At 67.5% G+C, this 25,666-nt stretch carries 22 protein-coding genes; 17 read left to right on the top strand and 5 right to left on the bottom strand.

What is annotated here, in order from left to right:
- Positions 1–3: 3 nt before the first annotated feature.
- The 10 genes from LKD76_RS19855 to der all read left to right on the top strand — a co-directional run bounded on the left by LKD76_RS19855 (position 4) and on the right by der (position 11,191).
- Positions 4–915, top strand: coding sequence for a copper transporter (locus LKD76_RS19855; RefSeq protein ID WP_255660203.1), 912 nt, complete (start codon positions 4–6; stop codon positions 913–915).
- A gap of 201 nt (positions 916–1,116) precedes the next feature.
- Entirely contained in the window at positions 1,117–2,856 is a 1,740-nt protein-coding gene (pyrG, locus tag LKD76_RS19850; protein ID WP_227982817.1) for a CTP synthase, read from the top strand.
- Positions 2,853–3,497 (top strand): NUDIX domain-containing protein, encoded by a 645-nt coding sequence (locus tag LKD76_RS19845; RefSeq protein WP_227982816.1) that lies wholly within the window; start codon positions 2,853–2,855, stop codon positions 3,495–3,497. The genes pyrG and LKD76_RS19845 overlap by 4 nt, the downstream gene beginning before the upstream one ends.
- A 143-nt stretch (positions 3,498–3,640) precedes the next feature.
- Positions 3,641–4,573, top strand: a complete 933-nt coding sequence (xerD, locus tag LKD76_RS19840) for a site-specific tyrosine recombinase XerD (protein WP_227982815.1) — start codon at positions 3,641–3,643, stop codon at positions 4,571–4,573.
- A gap of 267 nt (positions 4,574–4,840) precedes the next feature.
- Positions 4,841–5,812, top strand: coding sequence for a ParA family protein (locus tag LKD76_RS19835; protein ID WP_227982814.1), 972 nt, complete (start codon positions 4,841–4,843; stop codon positions 5,810–5,812).
- 89 nt (positions 5,813–5,901) lie between these two features.
- On the top strand, positions 5,902–6,762 hold the full coding sequence (locus tag LKD76_RS19830; RefSeq protein WP_227985321.1) for a segregation and condensation protein A: 861 nt from the start codon (positions 5,902–5,904) through the stop codon (positions 6,760–6,762).
- 83 nt (positions 6,763–6,845) lie between these two features.
- Complete coding sequence (gene scpB, locus LKD76_RS19825) at positions 6,846–7,604, top strand: SMC-Scp complex subunit ScpB (protein WP_372465998.1); 759 nt, start codon at positions 6,846–6,848, stop codon at positions 7,602–7,604.
- Positions 7,605–7,644: 40 nt separating this feature from the next.
- Positions 7,645–8,982 carry a pseudouridine synthase gene (locus LKD76_RS32190; RefSeq protein ID WP_227982813.1) on the top strand — a complete coding sequence of 446 codons (1,338 nt, stop codon included), beginning with the start codon at positions 7,645–7,647 and terminating at the stop codon, positions 8,980–8,982.
- Between the two features lie 101 nt (positions 8,983–9,083).
- Complete coding sequence (gene cmk, locus LKD76_RS19815; protein WP_227985319.1) at positions 9,084–9,752, top strand: (d)CMP kinase; 669 nt, start codon at positions 9,084–9,086, stop codon at positions 9,750–9,752.
- Positions 9,749–11,191, top strand: a complete 1,443-nt coding sequence (gene der / locus LKD76_RS19810) for a ribosome biogenesis GTPase Der (protein WP_227982812.1) — start codon at positions 9,749–9,751, stop codon at positions 11,189–11,191. The genes cmk and der overlap by 4 nt, the downstream gene beginning before the upstream one ends.
- A 166-nt stretch (positions 11,192–11,357) precedes the next feature.
- Here the strand turns inward: der and LKD76_RS19805 are convergent, their stop codons facing one another.
- Positions 11,358–12,035 carry a class I SAM-dependent methyltransferase gene (locus LKD76_RS19805; RefSeq protein WP_227982811.1) on the bottom strand — a complete coding sequence of 226 codons (678 nt, stop codon included), beginning with the start codon at positions 12,033–12,035 and terminating at the stop codon, positions 11,358–11,360.
- 84 nt (positions 12,036–12,119) lie between these two features.
- On the opposite strand from LKD76_RS19805, the gene LKD76_RS19800 reads away from it, so the two are divergent.
- Entirely contained in the window at positions 12,120–12,980 is an 861-nt protein-coding gene (locus tag LKD76_RS19800) for a helix-turn-helix transcriptional regulator (protein ID WP_227985318.1), read from the top strand.
- Positions 12,981–13,164: 184 nt separating this feature from the next.
- On the opposite strand, the gene LKD76_RS19795 is transcribed toward LKD76_RS19800, so the two are convergent.
- Positions 13,165–13,773, bottom strand: coding sequence for a TetR/AcrR family transcriptional regulator (locus LKD76_RS19795; protein ID WP_227982810.1), 609 nt, complete (start codon positions 13,771–13,773; stop codon positions 13,165–13,167).
- Positions 13,774–13,855: 82 nt separating this feature from the next.
- On the opposite strand from LKD76_RS19795, the gene LKD76_RS19790 reads away from it, so the two are divergent.
- The 3 genes from LKD76_RS19790 to LKD76_RS19780 all read left to right on the top strand — a co-directional run bounded on the left by LKD76_RS19790 (position 13,856) and on the right by LKD76_RS19780 (position 18,247).
- The gene (locus LKD76_RS19790) at positions 13,856–15,076 is read left to right on the top strand and encodes an FAD-dependent monooxygenase (RefSeq protein WP_227982809.1); all 1,221 of its coding nucleotides are present in this window, start codon (positions 13,856–13,858) and stop codon (positions 15,074–15,076) included.
- Between the two features lie 210 nt (positions 15,077–15,286).
- Complete coding sequence (locus LKD76_RS19785; RefSeq protein WP_227982808.1) at positions 15,287–16,351, top strand: alpha/beta hydrolase; 1,065 nt, start codon at positions 15,287–15,289, stop codon at positions 16,349–16,351.
- 282 nt (positions 16,352–16,633) lie between these two features.
- Positions 16,634–18,247 (top strand): MFS transporter, encoded by a 1,614-nt coding sequence (locus tag LKD76_RS19780; RefSeq protein WP_227982807.1) that lies wholly within the window; start codon positions 16,634–16,636, stop codon positions 18,245–18,247.
- Positions 18,248–18,311: 64 nt separating this feature from the next.
- Here the strand turns inward: LKD76_RS19780 and LKD76_RS19775 are convergent, their stop codons facing one another.
- On the bottom strand, positions 18,312–20,480 hold the full coding sequence (locus tag LKD76_RS19775) for a putative bifunctional diguanylate cyclase/phosphodiesterase (protein WP_227982806.1): 2,169 nt from the start codon (positions 20,478–20,480) through the stop codon (positions 18,312–18,314).
- A gap of 116 nt (positions 20,481–20,596) precedes the next feature.
- On the opposite strand from LKD76_RS19775, the gene LKD76_RS19770 reads away from it, so the two are divergent.
- Both LKD76_RS19770 and LKD76_RS19765 read left to right on the top strand, forming a co-directional pair.
- Positions 20,597–21,403 carry an SAM-dependent methyltransferase gene (locus tag LKD76_RS19770; protein WP_227982805.1) on the top strand — a complete coding sequence of 269 codons (807 nt, stop codon included), beginning with the start codon at positions 20,597–20,599 and terminating at the stop codon, positions 21,401–21,403.
- A 46-nt stretch (positions 21,404–21,449) separates the two neighbouring features.
- Positions 21,450–21,884 (top strand): protease inhibitor I42 family protein, encoded by a 435-nt coding sequence (locus LKD76_RS19765; protein ID WP_227982804.1) that lies wholly within the window; start codon positions 21,450–21,452, stop codon positions 21,882–21,884.
- Positions 21,885–21,957: 73 nt separating this feature from the next.
- On the opposite strand, the gene LKD76_RS19760 is transcribed toward LKD76_RS19765, so the two are convergent.
- Both LKD76_RS19760 and LKD76_RS19755 read right to left on the bottom strand, forming a co-directional pair.
- Positions 21,958–22,629, bottom strand: coding sequence for a TetR/AcrR family transcriptional regulator (locus LKD76_RS19760; RefSeq protein ID WP_227982803.1), 672 nt, complete (start codon positions 22,627–22,629; stop codon positions 21,958–21,960).
- A 589-nt stretch (positions 22,630–23,218) separates the two neighbouring features.
- A complete protein-coding gene (locus tag LKD76_RS19755; protein ID WP_227982802.1) occupies positions 23,219–24,868 on the bottom strand; it encodes an ABC-F family ATP-binding cassette domain-containing protein in 1,650 nt (549 codons plus the stop codon).
- A gap of 285 nt (positions 24,869–25,153) precedes the next feature.
- Between LKD76_RS19755 and LKD76_RS19750 the strand changes: the two genes are divergently transcribed.
- A complete protein-coding gene (locus tag LKD76_RS19750; RefSeq protein ID WP_227982801.1) occupies positions 25,154–25,588 on the top strand; it encodes a DoxX family protein in 435 nt (144 codons plus the stop codon).
- Positions 25,589–25,666: the final 78 nt, after the last annotated feature.

Raw genomic sequence — 25,666 nt, 5'->3', positions numbered from 1 at the left:
TTCATGCGGCGACTGCTCGTCTCTCTGATCGCGATCTTCCTGGCGCTGGTCGTAGGTGCCGTGGTCGGTGCCGTCGTCCGCAACGGCGGTTCCGGCGGTGCCGATCTGTCCCGGCGCAACGATGCGCTGTCGGCGGCCAACGGCCGGCTCGAACGACAGGTCGGGGCGGCCGATGACTTCGTCGCCCGTTCGGCGGGGCGCATCCTGGGCGGCACGCTGGCCGACCGGACGGTGCTGGTGTTCACCACTCCCGATGCCGACGCCGCCGACGTCGATGCGGTCACCGCCGCGCTCACCACGGCCGGGGCGAAGGTCACCGGCCGGATCGCGTTGACCGATGCCTTCGTCGACGCCGCGCAGGGCGACCGGCTGCGGACCGCGGTCACCAACATGATTCCGGCGGGTGCGCAGTTGCAGACCGACGCGATGGATCAGGGCAGTCTCGCCGGTGATCTGCTCGGGCTCGCCTTTCTGACCGATCCCGGCGACGGCGCCGAACGCGCCACCGGACAGGAGCGTGGACTGATCGCCGACACGTTGCACGGGGGCGGCTTTCTCGCCGCCGGTGAGTTCGCGCCCGCCCAGTCGGCGATCGTGGTGACCGGCGCGGGGGCTCGGGCCGACCACAACGGGCAGGGATCGATCATCGCGCGTTTCGCGGGCGCGCTGCGCGGCCGCGGCGCGGGGGTGGTGCTGGCCGGGCGACCGGGGTCTTCGGCGGCCGCCGGGCCCATCGCTCAGGTGCGAAGCGACAACCGCCTGGATGCGACCGTGAGCACGGTCGACAATGTGGATCGCGAAACCGGCCGCGTCACAACGGTGCTCGGACTGGGGGAGCAACTGGGCGGCAAAACCGGGCACTACGGAAGCGGCCCGGACGCCACCTCGCTGTCGGTGGCCGCCCTGCCCGGCTGAGCCGATCGGCGGCGATCACGAGCCGATCGTCATGTGGGACGGAGTGCCGGGCGGCCCGGGCGGCAGCGGTGCGCTCGCCGCGGCGGTGTCATGAGGTTGCTGCGGCGAGTGAGACGTATGTGACACATGCACACGACAACCACCGGATTGCCGCGCGTGGCATTCGTTTCGCAACCGTTTTTCGTGTTAGCGTGGGGTTCCGTGAGTCAATCGCGGATTCCGGCGCGCTCCCCCCATCAGACGGCCACGAAACATATCTTCGTGAGCGGCGGTGTCGCCTCCTCTCTCGGTAAGGGTTTGACGGCCTCGAGCCTCGGCCAGCTGCTGACCTCCCGTGGATTGCGGGTCACCATGCAGAAGCTGGACCCGTATCTCAACGTCGACCCCGGCACCATGAACCCCTTCCAGCACGGTGAGGTGTTCGTGACCGAAGACGGAGCCGAAACCGACCTCGATGTCGGCCACTACGAGCGGTTCCTCGATCGCAATCTGTCGCGTGATGCGAATGTCACCACCGGTCAGGTCTATTCGTCCGTGATCGCCAAGGAACGGCGTGGTGAGTACCTCGGTGACACCGTGCAGGTCATCCCGCACATCACCGATGAGATCAAGGACCGCATCCTCGCGATGAGCGGTCCGGATCTGCAGGGACAGACCCCGGATGTGGTGATCACCGAGATCGGCGGCACCGTCGGCGATATCGAATCGCAGCCGTTCCTCGAAGCCGCCCGTCAGATCCGGCACGAAGTGGGCCGGGACAACTGTTTCTTCCTGCACGTGACGCTGGTGCCGTACCTGGCGCCCTCGGGCGAGCTGAAGACCAAACCGACCCAGCACTCGGTGGCGGCCCTGCGCAATATCGGTATCCAGCCCGATGCTCTGATCCTGCGCTGTGATCGTGAGGTGCCGCAGGGTCTGAAGAACAAGATCGCGCTGATGTGCGATGTGGATGTCGACGCCTGCATCTCCACCCCCGACGCGCCGTCGATCTACGACATCCCCAAGGTGCTGCACCGCGAGGGCCTCGACGCCTATGTGGTGCGCAAGCTGGGACTGCCGTTCCGTGACGTCGACTGGACGGTCTGGGGCGATCTGCTCGACCGGGTGCACAACCCTCGTGAACAGGTGACCGTGGCACTGGTGGGCAAGTACGTCGATCTGCCCGATGCCTACCTGTCGGTGACCGAGGCACTGCGCGCCGGCGGCTTCGCGGCCAAGGCCAAGGTGAACATCCGCTGGGTGCAGTCCGACGAGTGCGAGACCGCCGAAGGCGCGCAGCACCATCTGGGCGACGTCGACGCGGTGCTGATCCCGGGCGGATTCGGCATTCGCGGTATCGAGGGCAAGGTGGGCGCCATCCGGTTCGCCCGCACCCGCTCGATTCCATTGCTGGGACTGTGCCTGGGCCTGCAGTGCGTGGTCATCGAGGCGGCGCGTTCGGTCGGGCTCGAGGACGCCAATTCCGCTGAGTTCGAGCCGGAGACAACGCATCCGGTGATTTCGACGATGGCCGACCAGGCGCAGGCGGTCGCCGGTGAGGCCGATCTCGGCGGCACCATGCGGCTGGGCGCCTATCCGGCGGTGCTGGAGGCGGGCTCGGTCGTGGCGCAGACCTACGGCGCCACCGAGGTGTCGGAGCGTCATCGCCACCGCTTCGAGGTCAACAACGCCTACCGCGACAAGATCAGCCAGAGCAAGCTGCGCTTCTCCGGCACCTCGCCGGACGGTCACCTGGTCGAATTCGTCGAGCTGCCCGCCGATGTGCACCCGTACTTCGTCGCGACCCAGGCGCATCCGGAACTCAAGAGCCGCCCCACCCGCCCGCATCCGCTGTTCGCCGGACTGGTCAGCGCCGCGCTGAAGTACAAGGCGGCCGAGCGGCTTCCGGTGGAGTTTCCCGACGAGGTGGAGGCCACCGACACCGAACGGGTCGGCGGGTGAGCGAACCCGGTAGTCACGAGTTCCGGACCATCGACTCCCGGACGGTGTACTCGGGCGCGATCGTGGCATTGCGCTTGGACCAGGTCGAGATGCCCGGCGGGCGGGTCGCCGAACGCGAAGTGGTCGAACATCACGGCGCGGTCGCCGTCGTCGCGGTCGACGACGACGGCGCGGTGGTGCTGATCAACCAGTACCGCCATCCGGTCGGCCGGCGGTTGCTGGAACTGCCCGCGGGTCTGCTCGATGTCGTCGGTGAGGATCCGCTCGCGGCGGCCCGGCGGGAACTGGCCGAGGAGACCGGTCTGGCGGCGCGTGAGTGGTCGGTGCTGGTCGATGTGGTGTTGTCGCCCGGATTCACCGATGAGGCATTGCGCGTCTATCTCGCGACCGGGCTGTCGGAGACCGACCGGCCCGACCCCGAGATGGAGGAGGCCGATCTGGCCGTGGTGCGGATGCCGCTGGATGAGGCGGTCCGGGCCACCCTGTCCGGGCGGATCGAGAACGCCACCGCGGTGGCGGGTCTGCTCGCCGCCGCGACCGCGCGTACCAGCGGTGCGCAACTGCGCCCGGCCGACGCGCCGTGGCCCGGTATGCCGACGCAATTGCTGGATCGCAAGGCGGCCGAACACACCAGCGCCTGAGCGTGGATGCGCGATCGGCGCGCTGTGTTTCGTGCGCCGATCGCCGGTCGCGGCTGTCATGATGGCACCGTGAATCTCGCCGACGCCGCTCTGCCCGCCCGGGTGTGCGCGGATGCGCCGCCGGGCCCGGGCGGGTGACGCGCGTGGTGGACCGGCAGATCCAGGCATTCCTCGACCATCTGACGGTGGAGCGTGGGGTATCCGGCAATACCCTCAGCGCCTATCGCCGCGATCTGCGGCGCTATCGGGAATTCCTGCGCGCCCGGGATATTCCGGATCTGGATCGGGTGACCGAAAGCGGGATCGCCGATTTCGTCGTATCGCTGCGCGCCGGAGGTGACGGATATCCGCCACTGGCCGCGAGTTCGGCCGCCCGCGCGCTGGTCGCGGTCCGCGGACTGCACCGGTTCGCGGCCGCCGAGGGACTGACCAGCGGCGATGTCGCCCACAGCGTGAAGCCGCCGACGCCCGCGCGGCGTCTGCCGAAAGCGCTTCCCTACGACGATGTTTCGAGACTGCTCGAGGCGGCCGGCGGCGGCGAGGACGCCGGATCCGGCGGAGGCCCGCGCGGCCTGCGGGACCGCGCCCTGCTGGAGCTGCTCTATTCCACCGGTGCGCGCATCTCGGAAGCGGTGGGACTCGATATCGACGATATCGATACCGCCGGGCGTGCGGTGGTCCTGCACGGTAAGGGCGGTAAGCAACGCATGGTCCCGATCGGCCGGCCCGCACTCGCCGCACTGGAGGGCTATCTGGTTCGCGGCCGGCCGGCGTTGTCCGCGCGCGGCATCGGGAACGCGGCCCTGTTCCTCAATGCCCGGGGCGGCCGGTTGTCCCGGCAGAGTGCGTGGCAGGTACTGCAGGACGCGGCGGACCGGGCGGGGATCGGCGCGGCGGTGTCACCGCATACGCTGCGGCACTCGTTCGCCACCCATCTGCTCGACGGCGGCGCCGACGTGCGGGTGGTGCAGGAATTACTGGGGCACGCCTCGGTGACGACCACCCAGATCTACACCCTGGTCACCGTGAATACGCTGCACGAAGTCTGGGCTACCGCGCATCCGCGCGCGCGGTAGCGAGGGGCCGGCGGTTCGCACGGGTTTGGCCCAAAGGGTTTCGCAATGCGCTCGAAAGGCGACAGAATGCGGTGTCGGCGCTGCGCAATGACACAAGTGCGCAACGATGGGGCGGATTCCCCGAGCGTGTCCGATCGTCGGTCTTGCGCTCGGAGGCGGTAGCGTCTATGGCGGCGGTCCGGTACATCGGTCACCGATGGACCGACCGCCCGCTGTTCCGCAGCGCGCGGCGGGGCAATGGGCAAGACAATTGAAGGAGCAGCGGACATGACGACAGCCGGTGCGGCCGAGCCGCCGAACAGTGCTGCGGCAGAACCGCTTTCGAGTATCCGAACCGGCCTCCGAATCGAACAGGCGGCCCGAAGTCTCTGGGAGGCGAACGACATCGTGGCGGACGGCACCGAACTCGGCCCGACCGGACGCCCGTTGCGCGACATCCCCGAACCACCCCCGTTGTCGCGCAACGGTGACGCCCTGATCGTCGCCATGTGCAATCAGAAGGGCGGCGTCGGCAAGACCACTTCCACCATCAATCTCGGTGCTGCCCTGGCCGAATACGGCCGCAAGGTGCTGCTGGTCGACCTCGACCCGCAGGGCGCGTTGTCGGCCGGCCTCGGTGTGGCCCACCACGACTTGGATCTCACCGTGCACAACCTGCTGGTCGGCGGGCGTGCCAGGGTCGACGACGTGCTGCTCAACACCAAGGTCGAGGGTATGGACCTGCTGCCCAGCAATATCGATCTCTCGGCCGCGGAGATCCAGCTGGTCAACGAGGTCGGCCGGGAACAGACCCTGGGCCGCGCTCTGGCACCGCTGCGTGACCGCTACGACTACATCCTCATCGATTGCCAGCCCTCGCTCGGCCTGCTCACCGTCAACGCTCTGGCCTGTGCGGACGGCGTGGTGATTCCGATGGAATGCGAATACTTCTCACTGCGCGGGCTGGCCCTGCTCACCGACACCGTGGAGAAGGTGCGGGACCGGCTCAACCCCCAGCTGGCCCTGTCGGGCATCGTGGTCACCATGTTCGATGCGCGTTTGCTGCACTCGCGGCAGGTGATGGCCCGGGTGGTGGAGGTGTTCGGCGATCTGGTGTACGACACTGTGATCAACCGGACCGTCCGCTTCCCCGACGCCAGTGTCGCCGGCGAGCCGATCACCACGTGGGCGCCGAAATCCGGTGGCGCGACCGCGTATCGGGCGATGGCACGGGAAGTCATCCTCCGGTCGGGCCGGTGAGCGAGGCCGGACCACCGGCTGCCGAGGTCGTATCGGAAAACCCTGCCGTCGAGTTGTCGAACACCGAAACACCGCATGCCGCCACCGATGTGTCCCCGGGTGCGGACACCGAGAAGGCGGACAGACCCAGTGGGTTCCACCTGCGGTTGAGCAATTTCCAGGGTCCGTTCGATCTGTTGCTGCAGTTGATCAGCCAGCGTCGCCTCGATGTCACCGAAGTGGCGTTGCACCAGGTCACCGATGAATTCATCGCCTACACCAAGGAATTGACGGCGAGCCTGGAACGCGATCCCACCCTGCGCGCGGATCGCATTCTCGATCAGACCACCGAATTCCTCGTCGTCGCCGCGACCCTGCTCGATCTCAAGGCGGCTCGGCTGCTGCCCTCGGGCGAGGTCACCGACGCCGAGGATCTGGAATTGCTCGAGGCGCGCGATCTGCTGTTCGCCCGGCTGCTGCAGTATCGGGCGTTCAAGCAGGTCGCGGAATTGCTCGGCGAGCTGGAGGCGGCGGCGCTGCGGCGCTATCCGCGTGCGGTATCGCTGGAGGACCGATTCCTGGATCTGCTGCCGGAGGTGAGCCTGGGTGTCGACGCCGCGGGATTCGCGGATATCGCCGCGGCCGCGTTCCGTCCGCGCCCCGCGCCGACGGTCGGGCTGGACCATCTGCACAACCACGCGATCTCGGTGGCCGAACAGGCGGCGCTGGTGCTGGAGATGCTGAAGAAGCGCGGTGTGGGGGAGTGGTCGACCTTCCACGAGCTGTGCACCGATTGCGAGCTGCCGATCCAGATCGTCGCCCGCTTCCTGGCGCTGCTCGAGCTGTATCGCGGTAAGACGATCGAATTCGATCAGCCCGACCCCCTGGGCCCGCTGGCGGTGCGGTGGATCGGCGACGATGCCGACGGCCGGGCGCCCGAGCCGGTGACGATCGACGAGGACTACGGATGACGACTGCGGAAGGGCAGCAGATGCCGGAGGGACAGCAGCCCCAGAATCGCCCGGATGCCGGCATCGCCACCACCGAGGCCGATATGTCCGCCGAGACCACGGTGGCCGGGCCGCCGGTGGGCGAGCCGGTCGGCGCGGCGGCCGCCGATGGTGCTCGACCGGAGGCCGGACCCGATCCGGACGAGGTGGTGGATCCGGACGACGAGGAGGCGATCCGGCCGCTCGACGACGAGGAGCTGCGATCGGCGCTCGAGGCGATGTTGCTGGTGGTGGACGCGCCGGCGCCGGTGGAACTACTGGCGGCGGCCGTCGACGACTCCCGGGCGCGCGTCGAACGCGTACTGCTCGAGATGTCGGCCGAGTGGACCGCGCGTGACAGCGGAATCGACCTGCGATACGTCGGTGACGGCTGGCGTCTGTACACCCGTACCCGGTACGCGCCCTATGTCGAACGCATGCTTCTGGACGGCGCGCGGTCCAAGCTCACGAGGGCCGCTTTGGAGACTCTGGCCGTCATCGCCTATCGTCAACCGGTTACGCGAGCACGAGTGAGTGCTGTGCGCGGTGTGAATGTCGACGGTGTCATCCGCACTCTGGTGGCGCGAGGACTGATCGCCGAGGCCGGTACCGATGTCGATACCAACGGCACGCTCTATGTCACCACCGAACTGTTCCTGGAACGGATCGGGCTCGCGTCGCTGGCGGAACTCCCGTCGCTGGCGCCCCTACTGCCGGGCGTCGACCTGATCGATGAGATCAACGAGAGCCTGGACACCGATCCCCGGTACGCCAAGCTGAAGAAGCCCGCCGAATCGGATATCGATCTCGGCGCCGAGAATTGACAGGACTCCGCACCGGAGCCTGCGAACAACAGAGGACCACGTGAATACACCCGCTCGCCGAGATGGCACACCGGACCGTAGGAATCGACACAGCGACCCGCCGCGCGGCGGTGCTCGCGCCGCGCGTGGCGGAGCAGGACGCTCCGACCGGCGTGAGGACAGCCGCGGCGGCTTCGGCGCCGAGCGCGGCGGACAGCCCGGCCGAGGCGACCGATACGCTCGCGGGGACGACTCCTACGGCCGTGGTCGCGACGCCCGCGGCTCGCGGTCCGGACGGCCGGACGACCGCACCGCGCGGGGTGGGGACAGCTACGGTCGCAGCGCGCGCACCGGCCGCACCGAGGACCGCTACGGGCGGCCCGAGAGCGGCGGCAGCCGCGGCGGTGACCGGTTCGCCCGCGGCCGGGCGGCCGGTGAGGCCCGCGGGGGCGGCGAAGCGCGCTACGGCCGGGACGACGCGCGTACCACGCGCGGTGACGCTGCGCCCGGAGCGCGTGACCGCGGCGCCACCCCGGGACGGCCTCGTCCCAGCGCACCGAGACCGAAGAAGCGCAAGACTCCGCCGACCGTGCTGAGTTTCGCCAAACCGGCGCGTCACCAGAACGTCGAGGTGGAGGAGACCGGGCCCAAGAAGTTGCCGTGGGGTGAGGGCGAACGCCTGCAGAAGGTGCTCGCCAAGGCGGGTGTGGCGTCGCGCCGCGCCGCCGAAGAGCTCATCGAACAGGGCCGGGTCGAGGTCGACGGCGCGATCGTGCGGGAACAGGGTCTGCGCATCGATCCCGACACCGCGGTCGTCCGGGTCGACGGCGTCCGCGTGGTCGTCCGCGACGAGCAGGTTTATCTGGCACTGAACAAGCCCAAGGGCTTCCAGTCGACGATGTCGGACGAGCTCGGCCGCCCCTGCGTCGGCGATATCGTCGCAGAACGCGTGATGGCCGGTCAGCGCCTGTTCCACGTCGGCCGCCTGGATGCCGATACCGAGGGGCTGCTGCTGCTCACCAACGACGGAGATCTCGCCCATCGCCTGATGCATCCCTCGTTCCAGGTGTCGAAGACCTATCTGGCCACCGTGCACGGCGAGGTGCATCGAGGCGTCGGCAAGCAGCTGCGCGACGGCGTCGAACTCGACGACGGCCCGGCGAAGGTCGACAAATTCCAGGTGCTCGACGTCAGCGAAGGTAAATCGCTGGTCCGGGTGGTGCTGCACGAGGGCCGCAAGCACATCGTGCGTCGCTTGCTGGCCGAGGTCGGCCATCCGGTCACCGCGCTGGTCCGCACCCATATCGGTCCGGTCGCGCTCGGCGATCAGCGGTCGGGCACGCTGCGGGTACTGGGACGTGACGAAATCGGGAAGCTCTACGAGGCGGTGTCGTTGTGAGTGGTGTGGAAATGCTGGACGATCGGATCCGAGGAGGCCGCGACGTGAGTGCATCCGGCATCGGCGAGGACGACAGCACGGGTTCGGCGCTCGTGGTCGCTATGGACGGCCCGTCGGGCACCGGCAAGTCGAGCGTGTCGCGCCGGCTGGCCGCCCGGCTCGCCGCCCGATATCTCGACACCGGCGCCATGTATCGAGTCGCCACGCTGCAGGTGCTGCGCGGCGGTGTTGAACTTGCCGATGAGGCCGCGATCGCGGCCGCGGTCAAAGATCTGCCGCTGACCATCGGTACCGATCCGGGTCGTGAGGTCATCGAACTCGACGGCGAGGACGTCTCCTCCGAAATCCGTGGTGACGCCGTCACCAAGGCGGTGTCGGCGGTCTCCGCGGTCGCCGAGGTGCGTGCCCAGCTGGTCGCCATGCAGCGTGAGATCGCGGCATCGGCCGGGCGGATCGTGGTCGAAGGCCGCGATATCGGCACGGTCGTACTGCCCGGCGCCGACGCCAAGATCTATCTGACCGCCTCGGCGCAGGCACGGGCGGTCCGGCGCAATCAGCAGAACATCGCCGAGGGACGCGGCGACGATTACGAGGCGGTCCTGGCCGATGTGCAGCGCCGCGACAATCTGGACTCCACCCGCGCGGTGTCACCGCTGCGTCCGGCCGAGGACGCAGTCCGGGTCGACACCAGCGAGCTGACCATGGAGCAGGTTATCGACGAGCTGTACCGGGTTGTGGCACAGCAGATTACGGTGGGAGAGCGCAGATGAGCCCGAGTGTGACGCCGAGTTCGAATGCCGACACCGTCGCCGGTGACGGCATCTGGTCCGACGAATCCGATTGGGAGATCGCCGATTTCGAGGGCGACGCCGAGGCGCACGAGCATGTGCCGATGCCCACGGTCGCCGTCGTCGGCCGTCCCAATGTCGGCAAATCGACACTGGTGAACCGGATTCTGGGTCGTCGCGAGGCGGTCGTGGAGGATATTCCGGGCGTCACCCGCGACCGTGTCTCCTACGAGGCGAGCTGGGCCGGACGCCGATTCCTGGTGCAGGACACGGGCGGCTGGGAGCCTGATGCCAAGGGGCTACAGCAATCGGTGGCGCGCCAAGCCGAACTGGCGATGCATACCGCGGACGCGATCCTGCTGGTGGTGGATGCCACCGTCGGCGCGACCGCGACCGACGAGGCGGTGGCGAAGACGTTGCGCCGCTCCAAGACTCCGGTGATCCTGGTCGCCAACAAGGTCGACGGCGAGAAGGCCGAGGCCGATGCCGCCGTGTTGTGGTCGCTGGGCCTGGGCGAGCCGCGGATGGTCTCGGCGGCACACGGCCGCGGCACCGGCGATCTGCTCGACGACGTGCTGGCCGTCCTGCCGGAAACCCCGCGCGAGGGGGTCGGCGGCGGGGGACCGCGTCGTGTCGCGCTGGTCGGTAAACCCAATGTGGGTAAGTCGAGTCTGTTGAACAAGCTGTCCGGTGACGAACGCTCGGTGGTGCACGATGTCGCCGGCACCACCGTCGACCCGGTCGATTCGCTGGTCGAACTGGGCGGTAAGACATGGCGTTTCGTCGACACCGCGGGATTGCGCCGCAAGGTCGGCAATGCCGACGGGACCGAGTTCTACGCCTCGCTGCGAACCAAGGCCGCGATCGAGGCGGCCGAGGTAGCGATCATGCTGATCGACGCGTCGGAACCGATCACCGAGCAGGATCTGCGGGTGATCGGCATGGTGGCCGACACCGGCCGCGCCCTGGTGCTGGCATTCAACAAGTGGGATCTGGTCGACGAGGACCGCCGCTATCAGCTCGAGCGTGAGGTGGAGCGGGAACTGGTGCGGGTGCCGTGGGCACAGCGGGTCAACATCTCCGCTCACACCGGCCGCGCCGTCCAGAAGCTCGTCCCGGCAATGGAAACCGCACTGGACTCCTGGGATCAGCGCATTCCGACGGGCCGCCTCAACACCTGGCTCAAGGAGGTCATCGCCGCCACGCCGCCGCCGATGCGGGGCGGGCGGTTGCCGCGAGTACTGTTCGCTACCCAGGCGACCACCCGGCCGCCGACCTTCGTGTTGTTCACCACCGGATTCCTGGAGGCCGGCTATCGCCGCTTCCTGGAGCGCCGCCTGCGCGAGGAATTCGGTTTCGCCGGTTCTCCGGTGCGTATCTCGGTGCGTGTGCGCGAGAAGCGGGATCGCTCCAAGCGATAGCGACGGTGACGGTGCGGGCCGATCACGGCCCGCACCGACCACTATCCGCAGGACACACTATCTCACGGACATATAAGCATCTATGCATGAATGATCGGCGAGGCGGGCAGGCCCGGCATTCGCGTCGCCGCCCGGTTTCGACAGGCAGCGACGCGGCGCGGGGAGGTCAGTCCGGACGGGAGGCGCGGTAGTAGGTGATGCGGCCGATGCGCCGCAGCTTCCGGGAGGCGATCTCGGCGCAGTCCAGGCCCGCGGCCGCCAATCGTGCCGGGATTCCGTCACCCAGATTGTCGGCCACGTAGGGGTTGTGCAGGGCGCGGCGCGCGTTGAACCCGTCGGCGGCGGTGATGTGGCCGCCGACATCGACCAGATACAGGCTGCCACCCGGCTGCAGTACGCGCCGGATCTCCTGCGCTGCCGCTGTTTTGACATCGTCGGGCAGGTGATGCCACATCAGCGACGACAGTACTCGGTCGAACGTCCCGTCCGGGAACGGCAGGCGCTGGGCATATCCGCGCTCGAAGCGGATTCCAATCAGTCCGCGTGCTTTTCGCTGCGCGCGTGCCAAGGCCAGTGGGTCCGGATCCGAGCCCACCGCCACGATGGTGGGCTGGGCTCGCTTCGCGCGCACGATGAGATTGCCGGTACCGCACCCTATTTCGAGGACCTGGTCTCCGGGCCGGAGCGCCGCGTAGTCGAGGAGGGTGTCGTAGATCTTGGGCATACCGACCAGGTGGGTGAGTAGATCGTAGAACGGGAGTAGGGAGTCCCGGCCCGCGGCGGGCAGATAGTCGTGGCTGTCGTCCGCGGTCCGAGTCGCCCGGCGTGGATTATTTTCGGTCATGAATCGATGGTGCCGGTGCCGAGGCCAGTATTGTCGGGGGATATTCGGCAAAAGTAGGACTATTATCGGCGCATGAGCGGGGACCTGTTCGAGATGGCCCGGGCGGTGCGACATCGCGACGGAGTGCCGGTCTACGGCTACCGCGGCGATCCGGCCGTGGCCCCGGTATCGGTGGTGCACATCGACGTACCGGTGGCGTCCACGACCGGTCACCGCCATATTCACGAATTTCCGGCGCTGCTGCGCAATCCGGGGACGGACGCGGTGTATGTCGTGGCCGCGGGGGAGGTCATCGACGCGGCGGGAACGCCGGTGCTCGACGGTTGTGTGGTCGTGACCTTCGATCCGCTGGCGCTCGACGGCGCGGGACGGGCGCCGTGGCCGGCCTGGCGTGCGCATCCTCTGCTGTTCCCGTTTCTACACGGCCGGCGCGGTGGCCTGTTGCGGCTCGAACTTCCCGCCGAGCGGGCAGCGATGTGGGACAGCATGATCGAGTCCCTGGAGTCGGAATTGGCGCGTCGCGAGGACGGATATCGGGAAGCGGCGCTGGCCTATGTGACGTTGTTGCTCATCGATCTGGCCCGGATCGCGGTCGACTCGGTGGGCGATCTGCGGCGCAACGGGGAACCGTTGCTGGCGGCGGTATTCGATGTCATCGGTGCGCGGTTCGGTGCGGAACTGTCGTTACGCGATGTGGCCGAAGCGGTCGGTATGTCGGCGGGCCATCTGACCACCGTCGTGCGCCGCAGAACGGGGCGGACGGTTCAGGATTGGATCATCGAGCGGCGGATGGCGGAGGCGCGCCGCCTGCTGGCGGTCACGGATCTGCCTATCGGTGAGATCGCCCGCCGGGTAGGGATTTCCGATCCGGGATACTTCGCGAGGGTATTTCGGACCACCGCCGGAGTGTCGCCGCGGCGCTGGCGCGCAATGGGTTCCGAATGATTCCGTTCCGGTCGTTCTGTGACCTCGCTCACGCTATGGTGAATCCGCTTGGCCCACAATCGAAGAGGTCCGCCATGTGGAGCATCGCCATTCTGTCCGTGATCGCCGCCGCGCTCATCGCCGTCGGATTCTCGGTGTCTTTCCCGGACAAGTAGGTCCGGCGCGGGGAGTGCCGGGATCATCTCTATTCCGGCTCGTTCTCACTATCGATCCGTGCGGCGAGGAAGCGGATCGCGCGGGCGAGATCGCGCCCGCGGGGTGTGCTCTGGGCGTCGATGAGTTGATGGGCGGCCAGGCCGGTGAGCAACACCTGGCACAGGGCGCCGACCGCATCGGCGTCCGAAGACGGCGCGGTCGCGCGGCCGGACACCGCGGTGTCCGGCTCGTCGATGTCCTCGAGCAGGTGTGCCAGGCCGGTGCGGGCCTCGCCGAGATTGTCCGCCAGTCGCCGGCGAATATCCGGCCGGGCCAGCGCGTCGAAGGTGGCCGACCACAGACCGTGATGTGCGGCGATGCTGTCGATCACCGCGTCCCAGCGAGCCTCGAACCGGGGGGCGCCATGATCGGCGGCCGCGGGTGAATTCGCGACGGCTCCGGCGAGGTCGTCACCCCACTCGCGAGTCGCCTGTGCCAGCGCCTCGCCCAGCAGGGCCTCCTTCGTGCCGAAGTGATAGCCGATCGCGGCCATGCTCACCCCCGCCGCTGTCGCGATATCGCGCACGGTGGTTCGGTCGTACCCCTTGTCGAACAGGCAGCGCTGCGCGCCCGCCAGCAGATCCTCGCGATTACCCATGCCGAACAGAGTAGCGCATCCGCATTAGACGGACGTCTTGCGCAGTTGCGCAATTTTGTCGTACCGTCGTGCCATGCAGCAGATGAGCAACCGCAGAGTCCTGATTTCCGGTGCGAGCATCGCGGGGCCGGCCCTCGCGTTCTGGCTCGCGCGCCACGGCTTCGAACCGACGATCGTGGAGAAGTCCGGTTCCCTGCGAGCCGGCGGCCAAGCCATCGACGTCCTGGGTACGGCCACCGAGGTGGTGCGCCGCATGGGGCTGCTGGAGCACGTGCACGAACGCAGCACCGGGAAGCGGGGGACGTCGTATGTGGATGCGGCCGGGCGGGTGCGGGCGAGTATCGACAGTGAGACCTTCAACGGCGTCGGTGCGGACGGCGATACCGAAATCCAGCGCGGTGATCTGGCCGAAGTGCTCTACGAGGCGACCCGCGACGACGTGGAATACCTGTTCGGCGACTCGATCGCCGCGCTGAGCCAGGACGACGAGGGTGTGCGCGTGGTCTTCGAACAGGCCGGGCCGCGGACCTTCGACCTGGTTGTCGGGGCCGACGGAGTGCACTCGAACACCCGGAAACTGGTTTTCGGGCCGGAGTCGGACTTCCTGCGGCACATGGGCTACTACATCTCGATCTACACCATCCCCAATGTGCTCGGCCTCGACCATTGGGAACTGGATTACAACTCGCCCGGAAAGATCGCCGGCAGCTACAGCGCGCGGTCGAACTCCGAGGCCAAGGCGATTTTCGCGTGGGCGTCGGAACCGCTCGACTACGACTACCGTGATACCGCGCGCCAGCGCGAGATTCTGACCGAAACCTTCGCCGGGGAGGGATGGGAGGTGCCGGCGTTGCTCGAAGAGTTGCCCGCGGCACCGGACTTCTACTTCGACGCCATGGCGCAGATCCGGATGCAGACCTGGTCGTCGGGTCGGGTGGCGCTGGTCGGCGACGCCGGGTACTGCGCCTCACCGCTGTCGGGGCAGGGTGCGGACCTGTCGCTGGTCGGCGCCTATGTGCTGGCCGCCGAACTGGCCGCGGCCACCGGTGATCACCGCATCGCCTTCGCGCGGTACGAACAGCGCATGCGTCCGATGGTCGACGCCTGTCAGAAGTTCGCCGAAGGGGTGGGTGCGTGGTACGCGCCGAACAGCAGAGTGATGATCGCCTTCCGCAATCTGAACGTGCGGATGCTGCCCTATCTGCCGTGGCGCGGGCTCATCGGCGGGGCTCCGCAGAAGGTGGCTCGCACGATCGCGCTGGACGATGCCGGGGTGCGGGCGTCCGATCCGTCCGCCGCCTAGGTTCGGTCGGTATGTCTGTTATGCGGAAACGGCCGCCTCGGAAGTAAACATCACATTTCAGTAACGGTGCCGGTCGAACGGTCGATACGAGCGTGACACGCGCAGTGCGGCGACTCCGCCGAGGCCGGAGTCGGGCGGTGGTACTGCGCACCGTCTCGATGCGTCAGGGGGTCGCGGATCGCGGCGTTCGATCACGAAAGGTGCTTTTACATGCGAAGATTGCGTCGTCGGCCGAGATCCGGCCGCACCGGCACGACGCTCGGGCGGACCGTGCTCACCCTGGCGCTGGCAGTGTTCGTGCCGCTGACCGCCGCGGTGTCGGGCCAGGTACCGCGGGCGGCCGCGGCCTTCGATCCGTCCGGGTTCGACTTCTGGGTCGATTCGAATATGGGCCCGGTCAAGTCCCGGATCTTCCGGGCGGCCGACGGCAACACCGATCGCGTGGTCTACGCCCTCGACGGGATGCGCGCCCGCGACGACCTCAACGGGTGGGAGATCGAAACCGATATCGCCCGCCTGCTGACCTCGTGGAATATCAACGTCGTGATGCCGGTCGGCGGCCAGTCCAGCTTCTACGCGGACTGGAACGCGCCCTCGAGCTTCCTGGGGGTACCGCCCGGATCCGGGTCGGCGGCCGGCTCCTCTTCGGGATCGGGTGCACTGGACGCGTTCTCCGGCGGTCCGGGTAAGTCCTACACCTACAAGTGGGAGAGCTTCCTGACCGGCAACCTGCGCAGCGCGCTGCGTGACCGGCTGGGTTTCCGGGCCGACCGCAACGGTGTCTTCGGGCTGTCGATGGGTGGTAGCGCCGCGTTGACGCTGGCTGCCTATCATCCGGATCAGTTCAGTTTCGCCGGGTCCTTCTCCGGTTACCTCAACATCTCCGCGCCCGGTATGCGGGAGGCGATCAGGGTCGCGATGCTCGATGCCGGCGGCTACAACGTCGATTCGATGGCTCCGCCGTGGGGGCCGCAGTGGTTGCGGATGGACCCGTTCGTCTTCGCGCCCCGGCTGATTCAGAACAACACCCGGCTGTGGATCTCGGCGGGTAGCGGTCTGCCGACCGCGGCCGACGGGCCGAACGCCGGAACTGTCAACGGGATGGGTCTCGAGGCGCTGGCGCTGGCCAATACCCGGTCGTTCCAGGTGCGCATGGGGTCGCTGGGGGCGCGCAATGTCGCCTACGACTTCCCGGCCTACGGAATCCACGCCTGGAACAACTGGCGGGACGAGGTGTACCGGATGGCCCCGGACCTGTCGGCGAATATCGGCTGACCCGCCCTCGCAGCACCGGAAAGCTGCGGTGGCAGTTCACAATCCGAGGATGTGACTCAGCCGTTCTCCCTCGAGCAGTAGGTAGAACAAGCCGTAGTACAAGTTGAGCATCACAGCATTGTGCCCTGCACCGGTCGCCGCCGGTACCGGGTTCGGTGAGACGGGTAATCGAGAGGTGTATCAGTGAGACCGGTCCCACTGACCGGGCTCGCTGATACTCCGGGCTTCAGGAATGTGACACGGTTCACGCCATCTTGTTCACCTGTCACCTGGAGGACGCCAATGTCCACCTCCCTCGAAGCCACGACACCGCCGGAGCCGGCCGATACGAGCGGCCGGCTCGACGGTGCGTCGCCGCTGCGCATCTTCACGGTGCTCGCGGTCATCGTGCTTTTCACCGAAGTCGCGCCGATGCAGTTCGTCATGGTGTCGGCGGCGTTGCGTCAGATCGCGCCGACGTTCCCCGATCAGGGCGCCAACATCAACTGGGCGATCATCATCTTCGGTGTGATCGGCGCCGCGGCCTCACCGCTGATCGGCAAGATGAGCGATATCTGGGGTAAGAAGCGCATGTTCCTGCTCTGCGGGGTGCTCTTCCTGATCGGTTGCGCACTGTGCGCGACCACCAGCAACTGGATGTTGTTCCTGCTCGGGCGCGGTCTGCAGGCCACCGCGATCGCCACGGCGATCATCTCCTACGGCCTGATCCGGGATCTGATGCCGCGCAAGTACGTGCCGATCGGATTGGGTGTCGCGTCCACCGGTCTGGGCGTCTCCGCGGTGGCGGGGCCACTGATCGGCGGCTACATCGTCGATCACCACACCTGGCGGGCGATCTTCTGGTTCCTGTTCGTGTTCACCCTGATCATGCTTCCGCTGGTGGCGCTGATCGTGCCGGAATCGAAGCTGCGCACACCGCAGCGACTGGATGTGGTGGGTGCGGTCCTGCTGGCCGCGGGCGCGACGCTGACGCTGATCTACCTGGACAAGGGGCAGGACTGGGGTTGGTCGAAGCCGTCCACCCTCGTATGGCTGATCGCCGGACTGGTGTTGCTGGCCGCCTTTCCGCTCGTCGAGCTTCGGGTGCGCCAGCCGATCATGGATATGAAACTGCTGTTCAACCCGCGGGTGAGCGTCGTGCTGTTCATCGCGCTACTGGCCTCGTTCATGATCGGTTATCAGGGCTACGCGGTGGGATACATGACCCAGTCGCCGCCGGCCTCGGAGGTCACCGCCGGTGTCGTGCAGGGCACGATCGCCGAGATCCAGGCGCAGACCGGGCAGACCTTGCCGGCGCAGGCCGTCCAGGTGAGCCTCGATCCGGGCTACACCTACGGCGACGATCTGAGCCTGCTGGGATTCGCCGTGAACGTGACGCTGGCGCAGGCGATCGTCGGCATGATCGCCGGCCTGATCGGCGGATTCTGGATCCGTCGCTCGGGTGCGCGGTTGCCGCTGATCGTGGCCCTGGGCGTGATGGCGGTGACCGCGACGGCCCTGGGCGTCTTCGAACACAGCTGGCCGGTCATCGCGGTGATCAGCGCCGTCTACGGTCTCGCCTTCGGCCTGTACTACGCCTCGACACCGAACCTCATCGTGGAGGGAGTGCCCGCTGAACAGCAGGGCATCAGCGCGGGCATGCTGGGAGTGATGAACTCGATGGGTGCCGCGATCGGTATCGCGGTGGCCACCGCGTTCCTGAACGCCAATCCGGTACGCGCCGAGATCTCGGTGGCCGGTAATCACGTGGCCACCAAGGATATTCCGCTGCTGTTCGCCGATCGCGGGTACGAGCTGGGCTTCTACTTCGTCGCTGCCGCGGCGGCGGTCGCACTGGTCGGCGCGGTGATCATGAAGCACGGTCGCAGCGCGGCCACCGGCGGAACCGCGTTCTGATCCGGTAAGGGTGCACACCGGTGGTGAGGTGCTCACCGCACCTCACCACCGGGGGCCGGAAGCCTCAGGGAGCGTGCGGATCCGGAAGCACCGCCGGCAGATCGATCGGTGGAGATCCGGGTGCGGTGAGCTCACGCTCGAGCAGGTCCGCGATCACATCGGCGTGGACCGGGTGGTGGAAGTACCAGCCCTGGGCGGTATCGCAGCGCAATCCCAGCAGCCGGTCGGCCTGATGCCGGGTCTCCACACATTCGGCGGTGACACTCAATCCCAGATCGTGGCTGAGATCGATGATCGTCTCCAGGATCAGCAGATCGCTGCGGCCGACCGTTCCGGCGTTGCGGATGCGGTGGATGAACGGTCCGGCGAGTTTCACCACATGCAACGGAAGCTGGCCCAGATAGGCCAGATTGGAGTAGCCGGTACCGAAATCATCGATGGCGATGCGGATTCCGGACTCGGCGAGGGTATGCAACGCCTGCAGCGGGCGGCCGATCGCATGCATGAACGTGCGTTCGGTGAGCTCCAGTTGCAGACGATCGGGTGCGATTCCGGTGTCGGCCACCACCTTCTGCACCCGCTCGAGCCACGCCGGATCGGCGACCTCCTCGGCGGAGACGTTCACGCTCACCACCGGGGCCTGCTCACCGAACCGATCGCACCAGCGCCGACCCTCCCGGCACGCCTGTTCCAGCACCACCGTGCCCAGCGCGATGATGTGACCGCCGTTCTCGGCGAGATCGATGAACCGGGCGGGACTCAGAATGCCCAGTTGCGGATGATGCCAGCGCACAAGCGCTTCCACCGCGACCGGGCGATGATCGGCCAGCGAGACGATCGGCTGGTAGTCGAGGAAGAATTCACCGCGCGCCAGCGCTCCGGGCAGGTCCGCGAGTAGTTCGGCCCGGGTGTGCTCGCGCCGCCGGCGACTGGGATCGAAGACCGCGTAGCGGCCGCGGCCGTCGGTCTTGGCCCAGTACATCGTGGAATCGGCGGCCTGCAGCAGTTCCTCGGTGGTGGTCTCGGCGGCCTGTTCGGAGATGACGCCGATACTCACCCCGATCCGCAGCCGATGGCCGTCGATGTCGAACGGCACGGTGAACGCGTCGAGCACGGTGCGGGCCAGATCGATCAATTCGCGCCGGCGGCGGGTGCGGGGGACCAGGATGACGAATTCGTCGCCGCCCATGCGGGCCACGAGATTGTTCTCCCCGACCGCGCACGCGCACAGCCGGGCCGCGGCGCGGGTGAGCAACTCGTCGCCGATGGAGTGGCCGAAGGTGTCGTTGACGGCCTTGAAGTGATCGAGGTCGACGTAGCAGAGTCCCACCCGCGCATCGGGATCGGCGAAGGCCTCGGTGAGCGCGTCGAAGAACCGGGATCGGTTGGCCAGGCCGGTCAGCGGATCGTGATGGGCGCGGTAGCTGAGCCGCTCGCGCAGTTCCCGTTGTTCGGAGATGTCCTCGACCAGCACCAGCGTGTACTGGGGTCGGCCGTGATCGTCGCGGATCAGTGAGACGTTGATATTGGTCCAGACCGTGTGCCCGTCGCGATGACGGTAGGCCTTCTCCATCTGGGCGTGCTCGTGTTCGCCCCGCAGCACGCCGGCGTACAACTCCCACATGCCCGGCGGATCGTCGGGATGGGTGAGGTCGGTGACCTCGAGTTCGTACATCTGCTCCGGTTCGTAGCCGAGCATCGCGGCGAACGCGTTGTTGACCTCGATGATCCGGCCGGACATATCCGACAGCCCCGTGCCGATACCGGCCTGGGAGAACACGGCCCGCAAACGGGCCTCACTGGCGCGCAACTGTTCCTCCACCACACTGCGCGCCGCGATTTCGGCGGTGCGCACACTTTCCTGTTCGCTGAGCAGCCATGCCCGGAACGCGCGTACGTAGCCGACGGCGAAGGCGCCGATCAGTTCGGCGGCCCGACCCGAGGCCATGTCGAGTTCGGCGAAATAGGTTGCCAGAACGGTCATGGTACGTCCCAGCACCTCGTCGCCGACGAAATGTGCGCGGGCGAGCTCGCCGCCGAGTTCGGTGGCGCGTGCGGTTCCGCCGGATTCGGCGGCGTCGAGCAAACCCCGGGCAAGGGTCAGTAGCAGGTGGCGTGCCTCGGACACACTCATCGGAACGATGTGATCGCGGACCCCGCCGCCGAGCGCCGTCGCCCATCGATGCGCCAGGTCGGCGTGCGGACCGTCGTGTTCGGACCCATCCCACGCCATGTCGATGATCGTAGCCGGGGCATGGACTTCATGTGAACTGCGGGAGTTTCGCAAGCGTGTCGAATACGATTGCGAGGCTTCGTCTTCCGGCGGGGCCGAGTTCGGAAGAGGTTGCGATGACCAGACCTGGTTGGGCGCCCGAAGGCATCGACCTGGATCGTCCCAGCGCATCCCGGGTTTACGACTATTTCGTCGGCGGGATGCACAATTTCGAGATCGATCGCACATTGGCGCGTCAGATCGAGGCGTTCACGCCCGATGTCGCCGAAACCATGCGCGCCAATCGAGATCTGTTGCGGCGCTGTGTGCGTTATCTGGTGGATGCGGGTATCACCCAATTCCTGGATCTGGGCTCCGGAATTCCGACCGTCGGCAATGTGCACGAGGTGGCCCAGGCGCGCCATCCGGGGGCGCGGGTGGTCTATGTCGATATCGACCCGGTGGCGGTGGCGCACAGCCGCGCGATCCTGGACGGTAATCCGCATGCCGCGGTGATCCAGGCCGATATGGCCGATACCGCGCGCATCCTGTCCGATCCGCTGGTGCGTGAGGTACTCGATTTCGACCGTCCGATCGCCGTATTGCTGCTGGGTGTCCTGCATTTCGTGCCCGACGAGGCCGATCCGGCCGGCTGTGTGGCGCGGTTGCAGCAGGCCGTCGTCCCGGGCAGTTATCTGGCGATCACCCATGCCACCGCCGACGGCCAGCCGGCCGAGGTGCTGGAGGCGCAGAAGTTGTCGGGGCGCACCTCGACCGAGATCGTGCTGCGCGACAAGGACCATATCGCCGGATTCTTCCACGACTGGCCGCTGCTGGAACCGGGCCTGGTCCAGTTGCCGCTGTGGCGGCCGGACCATCCCGTGGAGGGAGGCGGGCATCCCGAATTCTCCGGTGCCTATGGTGGTTTGGCATTACTGAGCTGACCGCGACTGTAGGGTGTGAGCGCCGTTCGAATATGGAAGGAATGCGGTGCGTACACCTTTGCTGATGGTTGTTTTCGGTTTGGCGGTGGCTGCCGGTGGGGCGGATGCGGTTGCCGGGGCCGACCCGATTCCCGCTGTGCCCGGCGTCGTGCAGGCGGTCTCGGAGCCGATCATCGTCGGAACCGATGGCGATGGCGGGAACACGGATCTGTCGGTCGGTCAGGAACTGGCGGTCGCTCTGCCGGACAACCCGTCGACCGGATATGTCTGGCAGATCGGCGAGGTCGATCGCGGCGTGCTCGCCCAGGAGGGTGACCCGGTGTTCCGGCCGGGCAGTGTGATGCCGGGAGCGCCCGGGACCAGCGTCTGGACCTTCACCGCCGCCCGCGCGGGCAGCACCCGGTTGAGCCTGGTGTCGGTGCGGCCGTGGGATCAGGGCAACCCGGGACAGCGGTTCTCCATGACGGTGACCGTGAAATAGCTCGGCCCGAACCGAACGGCCCACCCCCTCGGGGGTGGGCCGTCGTCGTATCCGGCAACGACGGCGGCGCGGTTCACGCGGCCGGTGACAGGCCTCGCTCCACCGCGCGGCTCGCCGACTGCCGCATCCGGTCCGGATCGGCGCCCATCCCGATCATGATGTTCACCATCGAGGGCAGCAGCACCTCACCCACCCCTCGGTCACCGTAGAGCCCGGCCAGGTCGAGCTGCGCGAATCCGTAGAGCCCGGTCCAGAACTGGGCCGCGGCCGCGCGCGCGTTGCCCGTGCGGACCAGTCCGGCGTCCACCGCGCGCTGGGTCGCGCACACCATGTGGTCGAAACTTTCGGCGAAGTTGTCGAAGTCGCAATCGCCGGTCCCGGACAGGATGTTGCCGCGATGCAACTCGACCTCGACCTTCGGCGGTTCGGTCGCGAACATCACTCGGAACAGTTCCGGTTTGCGTAAGGCCTCGTCGTGGAAGGCGAAGCCCAGCACCAGAATGTCGGTCAGCGGGTCGTCGGACCGGCCGCATCCGGCCAGCCGGGCCGACAGCTGAGCGAAGCCCGCCGAGCCGACGGCGCGGAGCAGTCCGGGCATTCCCGTGAAGTTGGAGTAGATCGCCATCGTCGAGACGTCGCAGATCTGCGAGACGCGGCGCACGGTCAGCGAGCCGAGGCCCTCGGTGGACAAGAGGTGAATGGTGGCCTGGATCAACCGATCTCGCAGCGTCACCGGGATGGTCATCGGAGCCTCATCTACTTCCACGTCATCGGCCGCGACCCCGCGGGCCGTCGAATCACAACCGCAAGAAACTCTACCCACGAAATCCTCGTATCGACGCCTCATTCTGCGATCTCGAATGTGAAATACTCTGTACCGGAACGACTTTCGATTCGACCGCCCTGTCGGCGGACACGCAAGGATCGCCGAATCCGCCGATATGGTCTGTGGCGGCGGCGTTTCGATCGATCGAATGGTGAGTGACGTGTCCTGGCCGGAGTGCGGGAGATGCACCCGGTCGCGATGCCCGGGGAGTGGGGCGGACCGCGTCGCGGAGGTGACGGCGAGCGCCGGTGCGTCATGGATCGGTGGGTCAGGTCTCGCTTCCGGCTACGGGCAGGTCATGCGGTGTGCACACGATCCGCGCCTACGCTCGATCCGAGTGACACCGGATGCTGGTGTTCCCCGCGCGCCGCTGTCCGAAACACATTCTTTCGGTGCCCGGTGTCCCGGCTCGTCACCCGCCGTGAGCCGGCTCGTTCGGGATGCCGGATGCGGAGAATCCCTATGGTGCACCCGAAACGAGTCGGCAGGCGGCGGGACCGGGCCGGACCTAGTCCGGAGTGGTGAGTGCCGACCCCGACGTGCTGTCCGAGAGCCGGCCTTGCTCGAGCAACAGCCGGCGTCCGACGTTCACCTCGTCGAGGAAGCGTTCGTCGTGACTGACGACCACGATCGCACCCCGATACGAATCCAGCGCGTTGACCAGTTGTCCGACACTCACCAGATCGAGGTTGTTGGTCGGCTCGTCGAGCAGCAGCAATTGCGGTGCCGGTTCGGCGAACAGCACACAGGCCAGGGTGGCGCGCAGCCGCTCGCCGCCCGACAGCACGCCGACCGGCAGATGCACCCGGGGACCGCGGAACAGGAAGCGTGCCAACAGGTTCATCCGCTGCGCCGCCGGCAGATGCGGGGCGAAGTCGGTCAGATTCTCGTTCACCGTGCGGTCGAGGTCGAGCAGATCCAGCCGCTGCGACAGGTAGGCCATCCGCCCGTCGGCGCGGGTGAGGGTCCCACTGTCGGGAGTGAGCTCGCCGCCGATGATGCGCAGCAGTGTCGATTTGCCCGCGCCGTTGGCACCGGTCAGGGCGATCCGTTCCGGCCCGCGGATGGTGAGATCGACACCGTCGCCGGCGAACAGATCACGATCGCCGAGCCGGAACCGGAGGTGTTCGGCGGTCACGAGTGTCCGCCCGGCCGGGACTTCGGTATCCGGCAGTTCGAGTGCGAGGCGGTGATCGGTGCGCAGTGCCCGCCCGGCTTCGTCGAGGCGGCTCTTCGCCGCGTCCAGGCGCGCACTGTGGGTCTGGCTCGCGCGCCCGGCCGACTCCTGGGCGTTGCGTTTCATGGTGCCCGCGAAGATCTTCGGCAGCCCGGCGTTGCCGAGATTGCGCTGTGCGGTCCCGGCTCGCCGGGCGGCGCGTTCACGGGCCTGCTGCAATTCGCGCTTCTCCCGCTTGACCTCCTGTTCGGCATTGCGGATGTTCTTCTCCGCGACCTCGCGCTCGGCCGCGACCGCGGCTTCGTAATCGGTGAAATTGCCTCCGTGGAAACGGATGTCACCGCCGTGCAGTTCGGCGATGCGATCGGTGCGGTCGAGCAGGGCGCGATCGTGGCTGACCAGCAACAGGCAGCCGTTCCATTCGGCGAGCACGTCGTAGAGCCGCAGGCGCGCATCCAGATCGAGGTTGTTGGTGGGCTCGTCGAGCAACAGGACATCGGGGCGGCGCAGTAGCTGCGCCGCCAGTCCCAGTGTGACGATCTGCCCGCCGCTGAGGGTGTGCAGCCGGCGGTCCAGCGGCAGTTCGCCGAGCCCCAAGCGGTCCAGCTGGGCCCGGGTGCGCTCCTCGATATCCCAGTCGGTGCCGATCACGGTGAAGTGTTCCTCGTCGGTGTCGCCGGATTCGACGGCCGCCAGCGCCGCCAGCACCGGTGCGACGCCGAGTACCTCGGCGACGGTGAGACCCCCGGTCAGCGGCAGATTCTGGGGCAGATAGCCCAGCACCCCGTCCACCGAGACGCTACCGGCGGTGGGAGTGAGGTCCGCGGCGATCAATCGCAGCAGCGTGGTCTTGCCGGCGCCGTTGGGTGCGACCAGTCCGGTCCGCCCACCGGGGACGCTGAACGACAGGTTCTCGAAGACGGGAGTGTCATCGGGCCAGGTGAACGACAGGTTCGAACAAACGATGCGAGCATCGGACATGTGTATATGACCTCGGAAGTCGGTGTGAGTGAACGACGACATGGCCACCGCGGCGGCGCCGCTCGCGCCCGCCGGTGGCCGCATTTCCGGATTTATCCGGAGATGACGAGTTCACCAACCATGTCCGGTCTCCTCGATTCCGATTCCGATTCCGCCCGACCTTAACAGTGCCAACGCCTCCGAGGCAGCCGAGTATTTCCCCGCTCGGGCGCGGCCGTTGACCGATCCGGCGATCCGAGCTAATCTAGCCACTGTCAAGATTGCATCGCGGCCCCGGGAGTCCTCATGGCACCGCTCATCGTTCTCGTCGTCGTCACCGGACTCGCCCGGCTGGCCGGTTGGGTGGATATCGTCGACTGGCTCGACTCGTGGCCACACGCGCTGCGCATCGGCCTGGCCGCGATGTTCCTGCTCACCGCCTCGGCCCATTTCCTGCAGCCGCGTCGTGACGGCCTGATCGCGATGGTGCCGCCGCGGCTGCCGTCGCCCGCGGGGCTGGTCACCCTCACCGGTGTGCTGGAGGCGGCCGGTGCGATCGGGTTGCTGATCCCGCCCGTGGCACCGATCGCGGCCGGCGCGCTGGTGGCGCTGCTGGTGGTGATGTTCCCGGCGAACGTGCGCGCGGCGCGCGCCGATCTGGGGATCAAGACGATGCCGCTGCCGCTGCGCACCCTCGTGCAGGTGCTGTTCATCGCCGCCGCTGTCGTCGCGGCGTTCTGAGCGCGCGGGTGCCGGTAGGCTCGATTGCCGGTGATACCGCCTTGCGGTGATCGGCGTCGGCCGGTCCCGGAATCGGAC

The sequence above is a fragment of the Nocardia spumae genome, assembly GCF_020733635.1.
Classification (GTDB): domain Bacteria; phylum Actinomycetota; class Actinomycetes; order Mycobacteriales; family Mycobacteriaceae; genus Nocardia; species Nocardia spumae.
Note: the sequence above shows the minus strand (reverse complement) of the source record. Positions and strands in the feature narration are given on the sequence as shown.

Coding starts and splice junctions, on each gene's coding strand:
- LKD76_RS19855 (WP_255660203.1), top strand. CDS start 4: ATGCGGCGACTGCTCGTCTCTCTGATCGCGATCTTCCTGGCGCTGGTC.
- LKD76_RS19835 (WP_227982814.1), top strand. CDS start 4,841: ATGACGACAGCCGGTGCGGCCGAGCCGCCGAACAGTGCTGCGGCAGAA.
- scpB (WP_372465998.1), top strand. CDS start 6,846: ATGTCCGCCGAGACCACGGTGGCCGGGCCGCCGGTGGGCGAGCCGGTC.
- cmk (WP_227985319.1), top strand. CDS start 9,084: ATGGACGGCCCGTCGGGCACCGGCAAGTCGAGCGTGTCGCGCCGGCTG.
- der (WP_227982812.1), top strand. CDS start 9,749: ATGAGCCCGAGTGTGACGCCGAGTTCGAATGCCGACACCGTCGCCGGT.
- LKD76_RS19805 (WP_227982811.1), bottom strand. CDS start 12,035: ATGACCGAAAATAATCCACGCCGGGCGACTCGGACCGCGGACGACAGC.
- LKD76_RS19795 (WP_227982810.1), bottom strand. CDS start 13,773: ATGGGTAATCGCGAGGATCTGCTGGCGGGCGCGCAGCGCTGCCTGTTC.
- LKD76_RS19790 (WP_227982809.1), top strand. CDS start 13,856: ATGAGCAACCGCAGAGTCCTGATTTCCGGTGCGAGCATCGCGGGGCCG.
- LKD76_RS19785 (WP_227982808.1), top strand. CDS start 15,287: ATGCGAAGATTGCGTCGTCGGCCGAGATCCGGCCGCACCGGCACGACG.
- LKD76_RS19780 (WP_227982807.1), top strand. CDS start 16,634: ATGTCCACCTCCCTCGAAGCCACGACACCGCCGGAGCCGGCCGATACG.
- LKD76_RS19775 (WP_227982806.1), bottom strand. CDS start 20,480: ATGGCGTGGGATGGGTCCGAACACGACGGTCCGCACGCCGACCTGGCG.
- LKD76_RS19770 (WP_227982805.1), top strand. CDS start 20,597: ATGACCAGACCTGGTTGGGCGCCCGAAGGCATCGACCTGGATCGTCCC.
- LKD76_RS19760 (WP_227982803.1), bottom strand. CDS start 22,629: ATGACCATCCCGGTGACGCTGCGAGATCGGTTGATCCAGGCCACCATT.
- LKD76_RS19755 (WP_227982802.1), bottom strand. CDS start 24,868: ATGTCCGATGCTCGCATCGTTTGTTCGAACCTGTCGTTCACCTGGCCC.
- LKD76_RS19750 (WP_227982801.1), top strand. CDS start 25,154: ATGGCACCGCTCATCGTTCTCGTCGTCGTCACCGGACTCGCCCGGCTG.